The sequence below is a fragment of the Streptococcus parasanguinis genome, from assembly GCF_023109675.1.
GTDB classification, from domain to species: domain Bacteria; phylum Bacillota; class Bacilli; order Lactobacillales; family Streptococcaceae; genus Streptococcus; species Streptococcus parasanguinis_I.
Genome location: NZ_JALDUR010000001.1, coordinates 1 through 15,655, shown reverse-complemented (window position 1 = coordinate 15,655; position 15,655 = coordinate 1). Strand labels below are relative to the sequence as shown.

General features: G+C 41.0%; 9 protein-coding genes. 6 read left to right on the top strand and 3 right to left on the bottom strand.

Annotated features, from left to right (window positions below; all coding sequences use genetic code 11):
- Positions 1-392: 392 nt before the first annotated feature.
- The 3 genes from M1G14_RS00045 to malQ form a co-directional block, all read right to left on the bottom strand.
- Positions 393-3,239: a GbpC/Spa domain-containing protein gene (locus M1G14_RS00045; protein WP_247926083.1), complete on the bottom strand. Its 2,847-nt coding sequence runs from the start codon at positions 3,237-3,239 to the stop codon at positions 393-395.
- A 484-nt stretch (positions 3,240-3,723) separates the two neighbouring features.
- The gene (gene glgP, locus M1G14_RS00040) at positions 3,724-5,982 is read right to left on the bottom strand and encodes a glycogen/starch/alpha-glucan family phosphorylase (RefSeq protein WP_049474155.1); all 2,259 of its coding nucleotides are present in this window, start codon (positions 5,980-5,982) and stop codon (positions 3,724-3,726) included.
- Between the two features lie 46 nt (positions 5,983-6,028).
- Positions 6,029-7,558, bottom strand: a complete 1,530-nt coding sequence (gene malQ / locus M1G14_RS00035) for a 4-alpha-glucanotransferase (protein WP_223325493.1) — start codon at positions 7,556-7,558, stop codon at positions 6,029-6,031.
- A 447-nt stretch (positions 7,559-8,005) separates the two neighbouring features.
- Between malQ and M1G14_RS00030 the strand changes: the two genes are divergently transcribed.
- From M1G14_RS00030 to pulA, 6 genes are all read left to right on the top strand, one after another.
- Entirely contained in the window at positions 8,006-9,262 is a 1,257-nt protein-coding gene (locus tag M1G14_RS00030; RefSeq protein WP_023919928.1) for an extracellular solute-binding protein, read from the top strand.
- A 127-nt stretch (positions 9,263-9,389) separates the two neighbouring features.
- Positions 9,390-10,685: a sugar ABC transporter permease gene (locus M1G14_RS00025; protein ID WP_023919930.1), complete on the top strand. Its 1,296-nt coding sequence runs from the start codon at positions 9,390-9,392 to the stop codon at positions 10,683-10,685.
- 1 nt (position 10,686) lies between these two features.
- A complete protein-coding gene (locus tag M1G14_RS00020) occupies positions 10,687-11,529 on the top strand; it encodes a sugar ABC transporter permease (protein ID WP_031574714.1) in 843 nt (280 codons plus the stop codon).
- Positions 11,530-11,673: 144 nt separating this feature from the next.
- Positions 11,674-12,486, top strand: coding sequence for a DUF1189 family protein (locus M1G14_RS00015; RefSeq protein ID WP_247926082.1), 813 nt, complete (start codon positions 11,674-11,676; stop codon positions 12,484-12,486).
- 11 nt (positions 12,487-12,497) lie between these two features.
- On the top strand, positions 12,498-13,481 hold the full coding sequence (locus tag M1G14_RS00010; RefSeq protein WP_247923686.1) for a LacI family DNA-binding transcriptional regulator: 984 nt from the start codon (positions 12,498-12,500) through the stop codon (positions 13,479-13,481).
- Positions 13,482-13,489: 8 nt separating this feature from the next.
- Complete coding sequence (gene pulA / locus M1G14_RS00005) at positions 13,490-15,565, top strand: type I pullulanase (RefSeq protein WP_247926080.1); 2,076 nt, start codon at positions 13,490-13,492, stop codon at positions 15,563-15,565.
- Positions 15,566-15,655: the final 90 nt, after the last annotated feature.

Below are 15,655 nucleotides of genomic sequence, written 5' to 3'. Positions count from 1 at the left end.
TCGCGATACAGATAGAAAGGCAAGCGCCTCAAAACCGTGGAGGCACTTGCCTGATCACTGATACGTTCAAATGAAATTCATTTGGAAAAGTAATGTGTGCAAAAGATGAAAAGCCATCGCAACTGTATCATTGGAATGATTAGAGATATAACGGAGTCCTATAAACTTTCATTCGAACACCACCAGTATACCTCATTCTCTTCTTCTTGTGTCATCCATTTCTATTCTGCTTCATTTCGACACGATTTGGTCTATAAAAGCCATTTCCTCTCCTCATCCAAAAACTATTCTGTTCTATTTCTCAACTATTTGGTCATCACTCCATCAAAAAAGCCAGAAGAACTTGCCTTCTGACTTTCTTTATTTAGATGAATGAACGACAGAAATAAGAATTAATCTTCTTTTTTCTTGCGTGCAAGACCCAATCCAAGCAATCCAGCCATCGCACCTGCAAGAACAGCTGCAGTTGAGCTTTCTGTACCTGTATTTGGAAGCGTAGGTGTTTGTGGTTGCGCAGGTTGTACAGGCTGTTCCGGAACTTCAGGAGTTGGTTCGGTTGGAACCTCTGGAGTTGGTGGAACGATTGGTGTAGGTGGAACAATTGGTGTAGGTGGAACAATTGGTGTAGGTGGGTTGTATGGAGTTGGTGGAGTTGGAGGAACTGGTGTTGGTGGGGTTGGAATATCTGTTTCCGTTACCACTTTATTCTTATGCCATTTCACTTCAGCTTCCGGTTTCACCGGATTCGTATTTGGAACGACTTCAGGAGTTGGTGGGGTTGGAGCTTTTGGTGGAGTTGGAGCTTTTGGTTCCTCCACATCGACCGTAATCACAGTGTAGTTAGGTGCTGTTGGCGGAGTTGGTGATTTAGGTTCTTCAGGTTTACTTGGCTCTGCTGGCACTTCCACAACTGTTGGTGTTGGTGGAGTTGGAGCCTTTGGTTCTGTTGGTTTTGTTGGCTCTTTCGGTTTTTCTCCTGGCTCTTTAGGAAGACCTACATTTGAGTTGATGGCAAACCAATAAACCGTTGGTTGACCAGCCGCATTGGCACCATTAGCCGTAAAGACTAAGTGTCCATCTGACATCTTCAAGCCTGCTCCACCATAATAGAGGTATGGAGAAGATGGATTATCCCAACCTTCAAGAGTTGTTGAAGATTCACCGTTAAAGACAGAGCCATGTTCAATATATTGGTTATCTTTAAAGGAGGTTACTTCTTTAGTAGCAGCATCATAAGAAACACTTGAGTTTGGAATTGGAATAAATTTATTATTTCCAACATTTACAGACTCTTGGTGTTCCACGTTTTCAAATTTCTTCTTAGGCGTGAACGTAATTTGACCTGTAGTTGCATCTACTTTGTATGATCCGATAACATCATCCTTACCTTCAAAGGTAAATTCTTCTGTACCAATAGAATGAACACTTCCTGAACCCGAAGCATTTACAGTTAACGCATCCGTTACTTCTTCCTTCTCAGGTGTCGTACCAGGAACCCATTTACCTGTGTCATCTTTAACATAACCATATTTCTGAGTCACAATTTTGAGAGGGTTGTCTGCTGAAATGGAAACAGTTGCAGTACCAAAGTCTGCTTTTCCTGTTTTAACCTTCACTTCATTGTTTTCAATGCTCATGGATGAACCATCTGCATATGGATCCCAAGTTCCACGAACAGTGTTGCCATCTTTATCTTTGGCTTCTACTGTAAGGGCACGAGGTTTGTCTCCACTATCGACATAGGAAGCACCTGTCCAGTGGTTGAGCGAGTTCAAAGCGACAATGGCATTGCGTTGAGTCAAATCAAATTTATTGCCATCACCATCATAGAATTCAACATCGACAGCAACCTTAACAGGTTTGTCTTGGTCTGTTGAAGCACCCACTGTCATGGTTACCGTTGGATCTGCGTTGACTGCTGCAATCCCTTTGCCATCATTTGATGGAAGACTTAAAATCTCATAACGGTAAATCACACGTTTGATTGGATGCATATCCGTATTTTCACGCATGCTGGACTGATTCAAGTTATCATAAGTAACGACAAATTTATCGCCTTCTTTCACTTGAATGTACTCAGTTTCATTATTGGCCCAAGGACTAGTTGCTACAATATCTGAAGCTTCCAATTTATTAGAATCATATTGATGGACATTGCTTGTATTTAAACGAGCTTGAGCATCACGAGTAAGATAAGTGCTGATGCCGTCAATGGTGTGAGTTGCACCACCTTCACGTTGGAAGGTCAAATCTTGAACAGTTGAAACATTTTTAAGGTCAGCATACGCATTGTCTGTCATATATTTGTCGTATGCTTGTTTCGCGTCCGTATATTGTTTTTTGGCAACTTCGTATTCAGCTAATTTCTTTTGATAAGCAATATAATCATTTTCGTACTGTACTTTTTCTACATTGTATTTTGCAAGATCAGCTTCGTATTGAGCCTTAGCAGCATCTTCTTCTGCCTTCTTCGCTACCAATTGATCATAAGCTGCTTTATCTTTATCGTATTGCGCTTTCTTAGTTTGGTATTCTTGTAAATCTTTATCGTATTGCGCTTTCGCTGTATTGTAAACAGCCATTTCTGCTTCATACTTAGCTTTTGCTTCTGCATTGGCCTTATCTGCTGCTGCTTTTTCTGCTACTTTAGCATCGTAGGCTGCCTTTTTAGCATTGTACTCTTCTAAAGCTTTATCATAAGCTGCTTGTTGGGTTTTGTAGTCTTCTACTTGTTTCTTGTAAGCCGCTTCTGCTTCTGCATTTCTCTTTTCAATCAATGTGATTTCTTGAGATTTTGCTTCATACTCCGCTTTTGCCTTTTTGTAGTTATCAACTACTGTGTTGATTTCAGCTGTTTGAGCTTTATTATCTGCTTCTGCTGCTGCGATAGATGGTTGGACTTTTTCAGCTTCTTCTGTAACGGTCACACCTTCTGTAGCCGCATCAGCTTTTGCTTTTTCAAGTTCTGGTGATTCTACATAAGTCGTCGTAACTGTTTTATTTCCTTCTGTCACAGTTGTAGATGTCAACTTAGAACTTGTTGAAACAGCTGCATCGCTTGTTGCTGTATCCGTAGTAGTCGCTTCAGTTGCAGGCGCTGTTGCTTCATCTGCTTTCACTTCTGCTCCGTAGGTATTAACAGTAGCCAATCCAGCGATGGCCAATGAAACAACACCGACTGATAACTTACGAATTGAAAATTTTTCCTGCTTCGAAACATGTTCACGATAGCTTTTCATTTTCAAAACTCTCCTTTTTTGTTTAAAAAAATCTCACTGTAGAGGCAAAAATATGCTACTTCCAGTTAACTTCATTGTATCACAATCAACCATTTTTATATATTTGTCAATTTAATTTTTTATTTTACTTTAAATATATAACAACTTGAATCCCCAAACTTTCCTTGCCTTCCCCATCTTTAGTTGAAAATATATGCAAATGCCTGTGAAAAAATCCTTTATTTTCAAGGGTTTTTAAGACACTTTCTCTTTTTATAAATTTCACCGAAAGGCTTTTTAAAGGGAAGTATTTTTTTATACCAATAAATTAGATTTGAAGACTGAAATAAAAATTATGTAATTTTTCCCTTTAGGGGTTGCAAAATTCAAAAAAACAACACTGTTTACAGAAGTGTCCATTCTTTAAATTCCTTCCTTTTTCTTCCCAAATAACAAGAAATGAAAAAGACCAGGGTCCTAAGAACCTTGGTCTAATATCGGGTGATTAGTTTAAGTGCCAGATATCTTCATTGTACTGAGCGATCGTACGGTCAGATGAGAAGAATCCTGCTTTAGCAATGTTTACGATAACTTGATCCAACCATGCATCACGGTCTTCGTAATCAGCCAACATGCGTTCTTTGGTTACAATGTAGTCTTCCAAGTCAAGAAGAGTCATGAACCAGTCTTTGTTGATCAATTCCTTGTGAAGACGAGTCAAGCGTTCCTTGTTACCAACTGCAAGAACGGCATCGCTGATAATGAAGTCTACCAATGGTTTGATAGCTTCACGTTCATAGAAGTCCGCTGATTTGTATGCTGATTTCTCATATAGATCGATTACAGTTTCTGAATCTTCACCGAAGATGTAGATGTTGTCACGTCCAACCAATTCAGCGATTTCCACGTTTGCTCCATCCATAGTACCAAGTGTTAACGCACCATTCAACATGAATTTCATGTTACCAGTACCTGAAGCTTCCTTAGAAGCAAGGGAGATTTGCTCAGAAATATCGCTAGCTGGAATCAAGTAGCTTGCAGCAGTCACGTTGTAGTTTTCTACCATAACGACTTGCAAGTGTGGAGCTACTGCTGGATCGTTTGCAATCACTTCAGACAAGCAAAGGATCAAGTGGATAATATCTTGTGCAATGGTGTAGGCAGGAGCTGCTTTACCACCAAAGAGAACAGTGATTGGGCGAGCAGGGATATTTCCAGCTTTGATGTCCAAGTATTTGTGGATCACATACAAAGCGTTCATTTGTTGACGTTTGTATTCGTGGAGACGTTTGATTTGGGTATCAAAGATAGAGTTAGGATTGATTTCCACACCTTGATGGTCTTTCAAGAAACGAGCCAATTTCCGTTTGTTGTGAGACTTGATGTTTTCCAATTTTGCTTTGACTGCATCTTTATCTTCATAAGAAAGAAGGTCTTCCAATTTAGATGCGTCATGGTGCCAGTCACGTCCGAGGATATCATCCAAGTAGTGTGACAAGGTTGGGTTGGCATGCATGAGCCAACGACGGAAAGTGATACCGTTTGTTTTGTTGTTGAATTTTTCAGGGTAAATGTCGTAGAAAGCTTTCAACTCAGAATTCTTCAAGATTTCTGTGTGAAGTGCAGCAACCCCGTTTACGCTAAATCCATAGTGGATATCCATGTGTGCCATGTGTACGCGATCATTCTCATCGATGATTTGAACAGCTGGATCTTTGTATTCAGCGCGAACACGGCGGTCCAATTCTTCAATGATTGGAACCAAGTGAGGAACCACTTCTTGCAAGAATTCAAGTGGCCATTTTTCAAGGGCTTCCGCAAGGATTGTGTGGTTAGTGTAAGCCGTCATGCTACGAACGATAGAGATGGCTTCATCCATTTCAATACCACGTTCTGTCAAAAGACGGATCAATTCAGGGATGACCATTGATGGGTGAGTATCGTTGATTTGGACAACAGCATAGTCAGCAAGGTCATGCAAGTTGCTTCCTTTTTCGATGGCTTCGTCGATGATCAATTGAGCACCGTTTGACACCATGAAGTATTGTTGGAAGATACGGAGCAATTCCCCTTGACGGTTACTATCATCTGGGTACAAGAAGAGGGTCAAGTTGCGAGCGATATCTGTCTTGTCAAAGTTAATACCATCTTCAATAATAGATGAATCAACTGAATCCAAGTCGAACAAGCGCAAACGGTTCTTGGTATCAATCTTGTAACCAGGAACATCAATGTCATAAAGGGTAGAAGTCAATGTGAAGTGTGCAAATGGCACTTGGTAGCTACGGCTTGAACGAACGAGCCAGCTTTGGTCAGTTAACCATGCGTTTGGAATGGTTTCTTGTTGGTTGTTTTTTAATACTTGTTGGAACAAACCAAAGTGGTAGTTCAAACCAACCCCATCCCCTGTCAAACCAAGGCTTGAGATAGAGTCGATAAAGCAGGCTGCCAAACGTCCCAAACCACCGTTACCAAGTGATGGTTCCAATTCCACTTCTTCGACTTCGATCAAGTCTTTACCAGCATCTGACAATTCTTTTTTGACATCGTCGTAAAGACCCAAGTTGATCAAGTTGTTAGACAAGAGTTTACCGATCAAGAACTCAGCTGAGATATAGTAAACTTTTTTCTTACCAGTATTTAATTTCTTTTGGGCACTTGCTTGCTTGGTGTAATTAAGCAAAGCAAGGTACAATTCTTCATTTGAACATTCAGCAATTGTTTTTTGATGATGATCAATCACATATTTTTGTAATGATTCCATGTTTTAAAGTCTCCTTTGTTTCAACAATTTTAATAAGGGGGAAAGATTATTTTTCTGCTTTCTTAACTTCTTTTTTCAAGTCTTTGTTTTCACGACGATAGATCGTTGTGAAATCAAGCAATTCTTGCTCGACAGCTGGAGTCAATTGATCCGCTGTCATCCGCCATGACCAGTTACCACCGAGAGTAGATGGGAAGTTCATCCGAGCTGAACCATCCAACTCAAGCAAGTCTTGCATCGTAGCAATAGCCATGAAGCTGACAGAAGCAAAGACGGTACGAAGCATAGCATGTGGAACAGATTCATACTCTTTCCGGTTGGTATAACGAGCAAGGTACTCACGAGTTGGATCGTCGATTTCATTGCGGTACCATCCAAGAACTGTGTTGTTATCATGTGTTCCAGTGTACATCACAGAGTTGTTTGGTGCCAAGTGAGGGCTATCGATACTTTCATCGTCAGGATTGAAGGCAAATTGAAGAATCTTCATTCCTGGGAAGCCAGTACGTTCGCGAAGCTCAATAACTTCATCCGTCATAAAGCCAAGGTCCTCAGCGATGATGTTCAAATCACCGAGTTCTTCCTTCACGGCTGCAAAGAGTTTGTAGCCAGGACCTTTGACCCATTTACCTGGTGCTGCAGTTTCAGAACCAGCAGGGATTTCCCAGTATGATTCGAAACCACGGAAGTGGTCGATCCGAACGATGTCATAGATCTTGAAGCTTTCACGCAAGCGTTCAATCCACCATTGGTAGCCATCTTTGTCCATTGCTTCCCAGTCATAGATTGGGTTCCCCCAAAGTTGACCAGTTGCTGAGAACTCATCTGGCGGGCATCCTGCAATGCAAGTTGCTTTTCCGTTTTCATCTGTTTTGAAGAGATGAGGATTAGCCCACATGTCGCTTGAATCTTCCGCTACATAGATTGGCATATCTCCCACAATTTCAATGTGGTGGTCGTTGGCATAAGCTTTCAAGGCCAACCATTGTTGGAAGAAGAAGAATTGAGTTACACGATGGTAAGTCAATTTATCAGCCAATTCTTCACGGTATTTAGCCAAAGCTTTTGGCTCACGCGCACGAATAGCTGCATCTGGCCACTCTGTCCAAGCTTTCAAATCAAAGTGTTCTTTAATAGCCATGTATTCTGTGAAGAGCTCCAACCAAGAAGCATTGGCTTCACAAAATTCTTGGAATTCTTTTTGATCACTTGATTTTAAGAAATTCGCAACTGCTTTTTCAAGCAAGGGACGACGTTGTTCGAAAACCTTTGCATAATCCACTTGAGTAGGATCTTGACCAAAGTCCACTCCTTTAAGGTCTGCTTCTGTCAACAAACCTTGTTCGATCAAAAGATCGAAATCAATAAAATGAGTGTTCCCAGCAAAAGCTGAGAAAGATTGGTATGGAGAATCTCCATAACTGGTTGTACCAAGCGGCAAGATTTGCCAGTAACGTTGCTTGGTCCGAACGAGGAAATCAACAAAATCATATGCTGATTGTCCGAATGATCCGATTCCGTATTGTCCAGGAAGGGAAGAAATGTGCATCAAAACACCACTTTGACGTTTTTTCATGGGTTACCACCTCTTTTTATTTCTTTGAAGCCTGCGATTCGGTGCACGGTATGGGTATCGTTGCAGAGTCGTATCCAGCTCTCAAGCGGCTCTACTCTTTGTTAAAATCGAACAGGCGCAACTCAGTTTACGCAATTTTTGCGAAAACGTTTGCGTACCATGTCATTATAAACTTTTTCCATATTTTCTGCAAGGGGTTTCTTAAAAACTTTTTAACTTTTTTCAGAATGTCCTCACCCCCCTAGTGTATTCTTTCCTTTGCCTAATGTCAACAAATTTAATGTATTTTATAGAAGAAAGTTCGGAATTAAAATATTTTTAAAAAATTTTCTCAAAATCACTTGCAAACGTTTTCGCCTTGTGATATACTTAAGTCGTTTTAGGAAAACGTTTGTCTAAAACGGTTTCTAATTATTATCTTTTTTTATTCTTTAGGAGGAATAAATCATGAAACGTACAATTTTACGTAGTGCTGCTGTACTTGGTACAGTTGGTTTTGCCGGCTTCTTACTTGCTGCTTGTAGCAATAACTCATCAGGTTCTTCTGAGGCAAGTAAAGAAATCAACGTCTATGTAGACAAAGGCTACAAATCTTATGTTGAAGAAGCTGCAAAAGCTTTTGAAAAAGAAAATGGCGTAAAAATTAACATCAAGACTGGTGATGCTCTTGGTGGATTGGATAACCTTTCTCTTGATAACCAATCTAAAAAAGCTCCAGACGTTATGATGGCACCATACGACCGTGTAGGTGGTCTTGGTAGCGATGGTCAATTGGCTGAAGTGACATTAAACAAAGATAGCCATACAGATAAAACAACTGAAGCTCTTGTAACAAACGGTGGTAAAGTTTACGGTGCACCTGCTGTCATCGAAACATTGGTTCTCTACTATAACAAAGATCTTGTAAGCGAAGCTCCAAAAACATTTGGTGATCTTGAAAATCTTGCAAAAGATAGCAAGTACGACTTCGCTAGCGAACCTGGTAAAACAACTGCCTTCTTAGCTGACTGGACAAACTTCTACTACACTTACGGTTTACTTTCAGGTAACGGCGGTTATGTGTTTGGTAAAGACGGTACAGATCCTAAAGATATTGGATTGAACAACCAAGGTTCTATCGATGGTATCGAATATGCAAAAACTTGGTATGCTAAATGGCCAAAAGGTTTGCAAGATACAAAAGCTGCTGCTAACTTCATCCAAACACAATTCCAAGAAGGTAAAACAGCTGCTATCATCGATGGTCCTTGGAAAGCTGCTTCATTGAAAGAAGCTAAAGTAAACTACGGTGTCGCAACGATTCCAACTCTTCCAAACGGAAAACAATACTCTGCCTTTGGTGGTGGTAAAGCTTGGGTTATCCCTGCAGGTGCGAAAAACCTTGATGGCGCTCAAAAATTCATTGACTTCTTGACAAGTACTGACCAACAAAAAGCTTTGTTTGACAAGACCAATGAAGTTCCTGCCAACACAGAAGCTCGTAAATATGCGGTTAGCAAAAACGATGAATTGACAACTGCCGTTGTTGATCAATTCAAGAATGCTCAACCAATGCCAAATATCTCAGAAATGAGTGCTGTTTGGGATCCAGCTGCTACTATGCTTTTCGATGCTGTAAGTGGTAAAAAATCTGCAAAAGCATCTGCTGACGATGCAGTGAAATTGATTAAAGAAACCATCGAACAAAAATTCGGTAGCAAATAAGACAGTTTTTAGGTGTGAGTAAGAGGTTGGAGACAAAGTCCCAACCTCTTATGTTCAATTTTCAAGCACAACTTACTGTCTGACTTGTCTTCTTGCTCTCTAGCAAGGACATTATAAGGAGATTTGAATGACTACAGAACAAAACCCTAAAAAGGCTATGTGGCTCTCTTTGATCCCGGGTCTTGGGCAAATTTATAACAAACAAAAAACCAAAGGCTATATTTTTCTTGCCGTAACCATTCTCTTTCTCGCCTATTTCCTAGGAATTGGAGCTGGAGAATTAGCGAAATTGGTTACACTTGGAACCGTCCGTGGACAAGATAATTCTCTCTTTATCTTGATTCGTGGCGCCTTCCACTTGATCATCACTGTTGTTTACTTCCTATTTTATGCCTTAAATATTAAGGATGCTGGAACAGTTGCTAAACGCATCAACAACGGGATTGCCGTTCCAAAAACCTTGAAAGAAATGGTTCAAGCCATCTATGAAAATGGCTTCCCATATTTATTGATTATTCCTTCATACATTGCTATGACATTTGCGATTATCTTCCCAGTTTTAGTAACTTTGATGATCGCCTTTACCAACTACGACTTCAAACATACCGCTCCAACAACCTTGCTTGATTGGATCGGGTTCCAAAACTTCACTAATATGTGGACCTTGAGTACCTTCCGCTCAGCCTTTACATCGGTTCTTGGCTGGACCTTGATTTGGGCCCTCGCAGCTTCTACTCTTCAAATCGTACTCGGTATCTTGACCGCTATTGTTGCAAACCAACCATTCGTAAAAGGAAAACGAATCTTTGGGGTTATCTTCTTGCTTCCTTGGGCTGTTCCAGCCTTCATCACTATCCTAACTTTCTCAAATATGTTTAACGATAGTGTCGGTGCTATCAATGCACAAGTTATCCCATTGTTTGCGAAGATCTTCCCATTCTTAGATGGCGTTTTGATTCCTTGGAAAACAGATCCTACCTGGACAAAAATTGCTTTGATTATGATGCAAGGTTGGCTCGGCTTCCCTTACATCTACGTCTTGACTTTAGGGATTCTTCAATCTATTCCAAACGATCTTTACGAAGCTGCTTATATTGATGGTGCCAACGGTTGGCAAAAATTCCGCAGCATCACTTTCCCAATGATTATGGCTGTTGCAGCTCCAACTTTGATCAGTCAATATACCTTCAACTTTAATAACTTCTCCATCATTTACTTGTTTAACGATGGGGGACCTGGTTCTGTCGGAGGAAACGCCGGATCTACAGATATCTTGATCTCATGGATCTACAAGTTGACAACCAATTCTTCTCCTCAATATTCAATGGCTGCAGCGGTAACCTTGATTATCTCTGTGATTGTGATCTCAATCTCTATGGTTGCCTTCAAGAAACTACATGCATTTGATATGGAGGATGTATAAAATGAAAAATTCAGTTCAATTTAAACGCCGCCTCAATCATTTCTTGACTTACCTGTACATGGTGGTTCTTTCAATCGTTATCATTTATCCATTGTTGATTACGGTTCTATCAGCCTTCAAATCAGGGAATGTCAGTGCCTTTACACTTGATTTTAGTGGCAATCTTAGTTTTGATAACTTCTCAAAACTTTTCTCTGAAACCCATTATGGCACTTGGTATATGAACACCTTGGTTATCGCCATTATCACCATGATTGTACAAACAAGTATCGTTACCTTCGCAGGTTACGCATACAGCCGTTACAATTTCTTGGCGCGTAAACAAAGTTTGGTCTTCTTCTTGATTATTCAAATGGTCCCAACCATGGCAGCCCTCACAGCCTTCTTCGTTATGGCTTTGATGCTGAATGCCTTGAACCAACCTTGGTTCTTGATCTTCCTTTATGTTGGTGGTGGTATTCCAATGAATGCCTGGTTGATGAAGGGATACTTTGATACTGTTCCAATTTCCCTCGATGAATCTGCGAAATTGGATGGAGCTGGACACTTCCGTCGCTTCTGGCAAATCGTCCTTCCTCTTGTTCGTCCAATGATTGCCGTTCAAGCACTTTGGGCTTTCATGGGGCCTTTCGGAGACTATATCTTGTCTAAATTCTTGCTTCGTGACGAAGTGAACTATACGGTAGCCGTTGGTCTTCAAACCTTTATCAGTGACCAAAAAAATCAAAAAATCGCCTTCTTTGCAGCCGGTGCTATTTTGATCGCGGTTCCAATCTGTACCTTATTCTTCTTCCTACAAAAGAACTTTGTTTCAGGCTTGACAGCTGGTGGAGATAAAGGATAAAATAGAACCTTATTTCAAACACATTTTATTTTTAAGTTGAGGGTAGTATGGTGGATGCTTTACTACCCTTCGTTAAGAATAAAATCAATGCAAAGAGATTTCTCTTTGCATTTCTGATACTCTTATATTTAGAAAGGTCATCTTATGCCCTATCCTTTTAATTATTTCGCAAGTATCTTCAATTTCCGCTCTTCTTTTGCAAACCGCAAAAAACTGAGCTGGTTCCAAATGATTTTTACTTCTTTCTTTCTAATCTCTATCACACTATTACCTGTGGCTCTGCAAAATGCTCAACTCAAAACCTATCCTTTGACAACCTTTGTCAGCGATGTGTTTGATCCTTTATCAACAGACGTTATGAAAGATATCCAAGAACACGTCGTGATCAAAGACCAAGAGCTCACCTATACAGGGACTAACCCTGTACACAAGACTTCAAAAGGACAGGTTATCTTAGGCCAAGAGGCAAAGGCTAGTGAAGGCAAGGAGTTAACACTCCATTTTGATCGCAAACAATTGATTATCTCAAAAGAGAATAAAGAACTCGCTACAGTCTCATACCAGGCTATTAATCAAGAGAGCCTTCGGGATAAAAAAAGCCTCACTCAAGCTATCTCTAGCGATTGGTTCCGCGACAATCGACTCCCTGTCAGTCTCTTTCTCGTGATTTTCTCTGGCTTCTTGTCGACAGTCAATTATTTGATTCTCATCCTAGGGGCCTCTTTCTTCCTCTACTTGACACGAAAATCTCGACTCTTTTCACTACAAACTTTCAAGGAATGTTTCAACTGTATTCTGAATTGCCTAGGGCTCCCTATTTTACTAAGTGTCCTCATCAGTTTACTATTCCATCAAGTATTTACTACGACGATCATGATCCAAAATGTCTTATTTGTACTCTATCTTGCTATGGTATTTTATAAGACCCACTTCCGTGATCCAGACTATCACCGCTAGGAGGTTTTCTCATGCGTGTTACCATCAAAGATGTGGCGAAACTCGCTGGCGTCGCGCCTTCAACTGTCACGCGCGTCATCCAAAACAAATCCACGATTAGTGATGAAACAAAAAAACGTGTCCGTGAGGCCATGGTCGAATTGGACTACCATCCCAATCTTAATGCTCGCAGCCTTGTCAGCCAATCTAGTCAAGTCATTGCTTTGGTCCTACCAATCGACAGTGACGTCTTCTACCAGAATCCTTTCTTCCCAACTGTTTTAAGAGGGATTACCCAGATCGCGTCAGACAATGACTATGCCATCCAAATCTGTACAGGTCAAAACGAAGAACGGCAGCTCGACAACCTCAAGCAACTCATCTACGGAAACCGTGTGGATGGTTTAATCTTCCTTTATTCCAACCCGAATGACCCCCTCGTTGAATTTGCACTGAAGGACAAGTTTCCCTTCCTCATCCTTGGAAAGGCGGTCTCTCCTTTTGTTTCGCTAGTCGATAATGACAATATCAAGGCCGCATTTGATGCAACAGATTATTTTATTCAACAAAACTACCGAAAAATTGCTTTTATCGGGGGAAACAAAGAGCTGTTTGTGTCTCAAGACCGCTACCAAGGTTATAAAGAAGCCCTCCAAAAAGCAGGGATTCCTCTCGATGAAAAACTCGTTCATTTTTCATTTGGGTTTATGTTAGAAGATAATTCTTATCAAATGATGGAGAGTCTACCATTAACAGAACTAGATGCGATTATGACGACCGATATTCTCGTTGCTGAAGGGGTGCGCCAATACCTATTAGAACACCAGCTGACAATCCCGATTATTTCCTTTGATTCGATCAAGCCACGACTCGATATTGAAGCCTATATTGACATCAATGCGGTGGAACTCGGGCGTGAATCTGTCCGGACCATCCTTCAAATCATCAAAGATCACAAAGAAGGAAAAACCGTCTGCTACCGTCAATTGATTGACCATACCATTACGAAACTTTAGGAGTCTTTATGTCTACATTTACTGCTTATTTAGATGACCAAGACCTCATTCGTATCCAAAAGGGAGAGGAGCATATCCTTCCTTTTTATTTGAAAACGAACCAAGGTCATCTTGCCTTAATCCCTGTCAAAACGTCAAGTGCAGCGACTGACACAGGAGACTATTTCTTAAGCCCTATTCCACTTGAACTCGGAGAAGAGTACACCATCTACGATGCTACTGGAAATTCTTCTATTCTCCACTATCGTCAAATTGTTCGCAAACCCATTTTTGATCAAACCTTCACCTATAGTGGAGAGGATCTAGGAAGTTTCTACACACCAAGTCAGACGCAATTTAAATTCTGGGCACCGATTTCGCAAAATGTGACCCTTCATATCGAAGATCAGGTCTATCCGATGAATCGTACAGAAAACGGTGTCTGGGAACTCGTGCTCAAAGGGGATTGGGAAGGAGCTGCCTACCACTATGAGTTTCGTGTCAATGGCCTAGAACGTCGGATCCACGATCCCTATGCTCTATCCTCTTTAGCAAACTCTGGAGATAGCTTAGTCGTCGACCGCAAGAAGATCACACGTCCTATCACACGTGCTGCTCGTCAACTAGACCCGACAGAAGCAATCATCTACGAGATGAGCGTTCGGGACTTCTCTGTCCAAAAAGAGGCCGGCTTTAAACACCCTGGTAAGTTTAAAGGCTTGACAGAATCGCCTCAACTCAATGGTCAAATCCTTGGATTTGATTACCTTCAAAAACTTGGCATTACCCATGTACAGTTACTTCCTGTCTATGATTTCGGTAGTGTTGATGAAGAGAATCAATGGAAAGCCTACAACTGGGGTTATGATCCTGTCCAATACAATGTTCCAGAAGGTAGTTATGCCAGTGACCCCAACGATCCTTATGCACGGATTTGGGAGCTCCAAGATGCTATTGCAACCTATCACCAATCTAATCTCAGTGTTATCATGGATGTGGTCTATAATCACGTCTACCAGGCCGATGAGTATGCATTTGAACAAATCGTACCCGGTTATTTCTACCGCTATAATGCAGAAGGAGGGCGGACCAATGGAACCTTCTGTGGGAATGATGTCGCAAGTGAACGTTCCATGGTAAGACACTATATCAAGCAATCCCTCAAGCAATGGGTTTCCCTCTACGGTTTTGATGGTTTTCGCTTTGACTTGATGGGAATCTTAGACATTCAAACCATGACAGAGATTGCAGAGGAGCTCCGTGAAATCTATCCTAACGTCTATCTCTATGGGGAAGGGTGGAAGATGGATACAGGCCTCTCTGAAGACCAGCTCGCTCACCAGTATAACGCTAAACGATTACCAGCCTTTGGCTTTTTCAGTGATAATTTCCGGGATACGGTCAAGAGAACACTCTTAGCCGGTCACCGTTGTGATAGTCAACATCCAGCCAATGATTTTTCTAATATCCTAACAGCAAATGTCGGGAAAGCAGGACCTGCTCATTTCATCCAACCTCAACAAGCCATTCAGTACGTCGAATGCCACGATAATGCAACTGTTTTTGATTATTTCCAACTTGAAAAAGAAGAGATTCGTCTAGAGGAGCGAAAAGCTCTCTCACGCCTCGCTCTTCATTTGGTATTATTATCCCAAGGTGTACCTTTTATCCATGCTGGTCAAGAACGTTACCGCACAAAAGGGCTCGAAGAAAACACCTATAACTTGCCAGATAGTCTCAACCAATTGGACTGGACATCCCTTTCAAAATGCCAAGAAGAACTTGCTTTTCTTAAAGAATTGATTGCTTATCGGAAATCACAGCCACTCCTTCGTTTGAAAAAAGGGCAAGAGATTCGCGACTACTGTGACGTCAAATGGTTGTCTGATCATCATTTGATCTACACGATTGAGAAAGATCGTGAAAAAATAACGATTCTTGTCAATATCGGTGATCAAGAACAGACCTATCAACATCCGAGCGATAGTCAGCTGTTATTTGCCTATCCTCATGCCAACCTAAAAACCCCTATTCCTAAAGGAAAGGAACTTTCTATTCCTGCCCATAGTTGGCTCCTTCTCCATGAAACTGAATCAACAAAATAAAGGTCACCACAATTGTACTGACCCCAAAAAGTTAGACAAATAATTTAAGTTAAGGATTTAGTCCTGTATTGCACAGGACTAAGTCCTTTT

Coding starts and splice junctions, on each gene's coding strand:
- glgP (WP_049474155.1), bottom strand. CDS start 5,982: ATGGAATCATTACAAAAATATGTGATTGATCATCATCAAAAAACAATT.
- M1G14_RS00025 (WP_023919930.1), top strand. CDS start 9,390: ATGACTACAGAACAAAACCCTAAAAAGGCTATGTGGCTCTCTTTGATC.
- M1G14_RS00020 (WP_031574714.1), top strand. CDS start 10,687: ATGAAAAATTCAGTTCAATTTAAACGCCGCCTCAATCATTTCTTGACT.
- M1G14_RS00010 (WP_247923686.1), top strand. CDS start 12,498: ATGCGTGTTACCATCAAAGATGTGGCGAAACTCGCTGGCGTCGCGCCT.
- pulA (WP_247926080.1), top strand. CDS start 13,490: ATGTCTACATTTACTGCTTATTTAGATGACCAAGACCTCATTCGTATC.
- malQ (WP_223325493.1), bottom strand. CDS start 7,558: ATGAAAAAACGTCAAAGTGGTGTTTTGATGCACATTTCTTCCCTTCCT.
- M1G14_RS00030 (WP_023919928.1), top strand. CDS start 8,006: ATGAAACGTACAATTTTACGTAGTGCTGCTGTACTTGGTACAGTTGGT.
- M1G14_RS00015 (WP_247926082.1), top strand. CDS start 11,674: ATGCCCTATCCTTTTAATTATTTCGCAAGTATCTTCAATTTCCGCTCT.
- M1G14_RS00045 (WP_247926083.1), bottom strand. CDS start 3,239: ATGAAAAGCTATCGTGAACATGTTTCGAAGCAGGAAAAATTTTCAATT.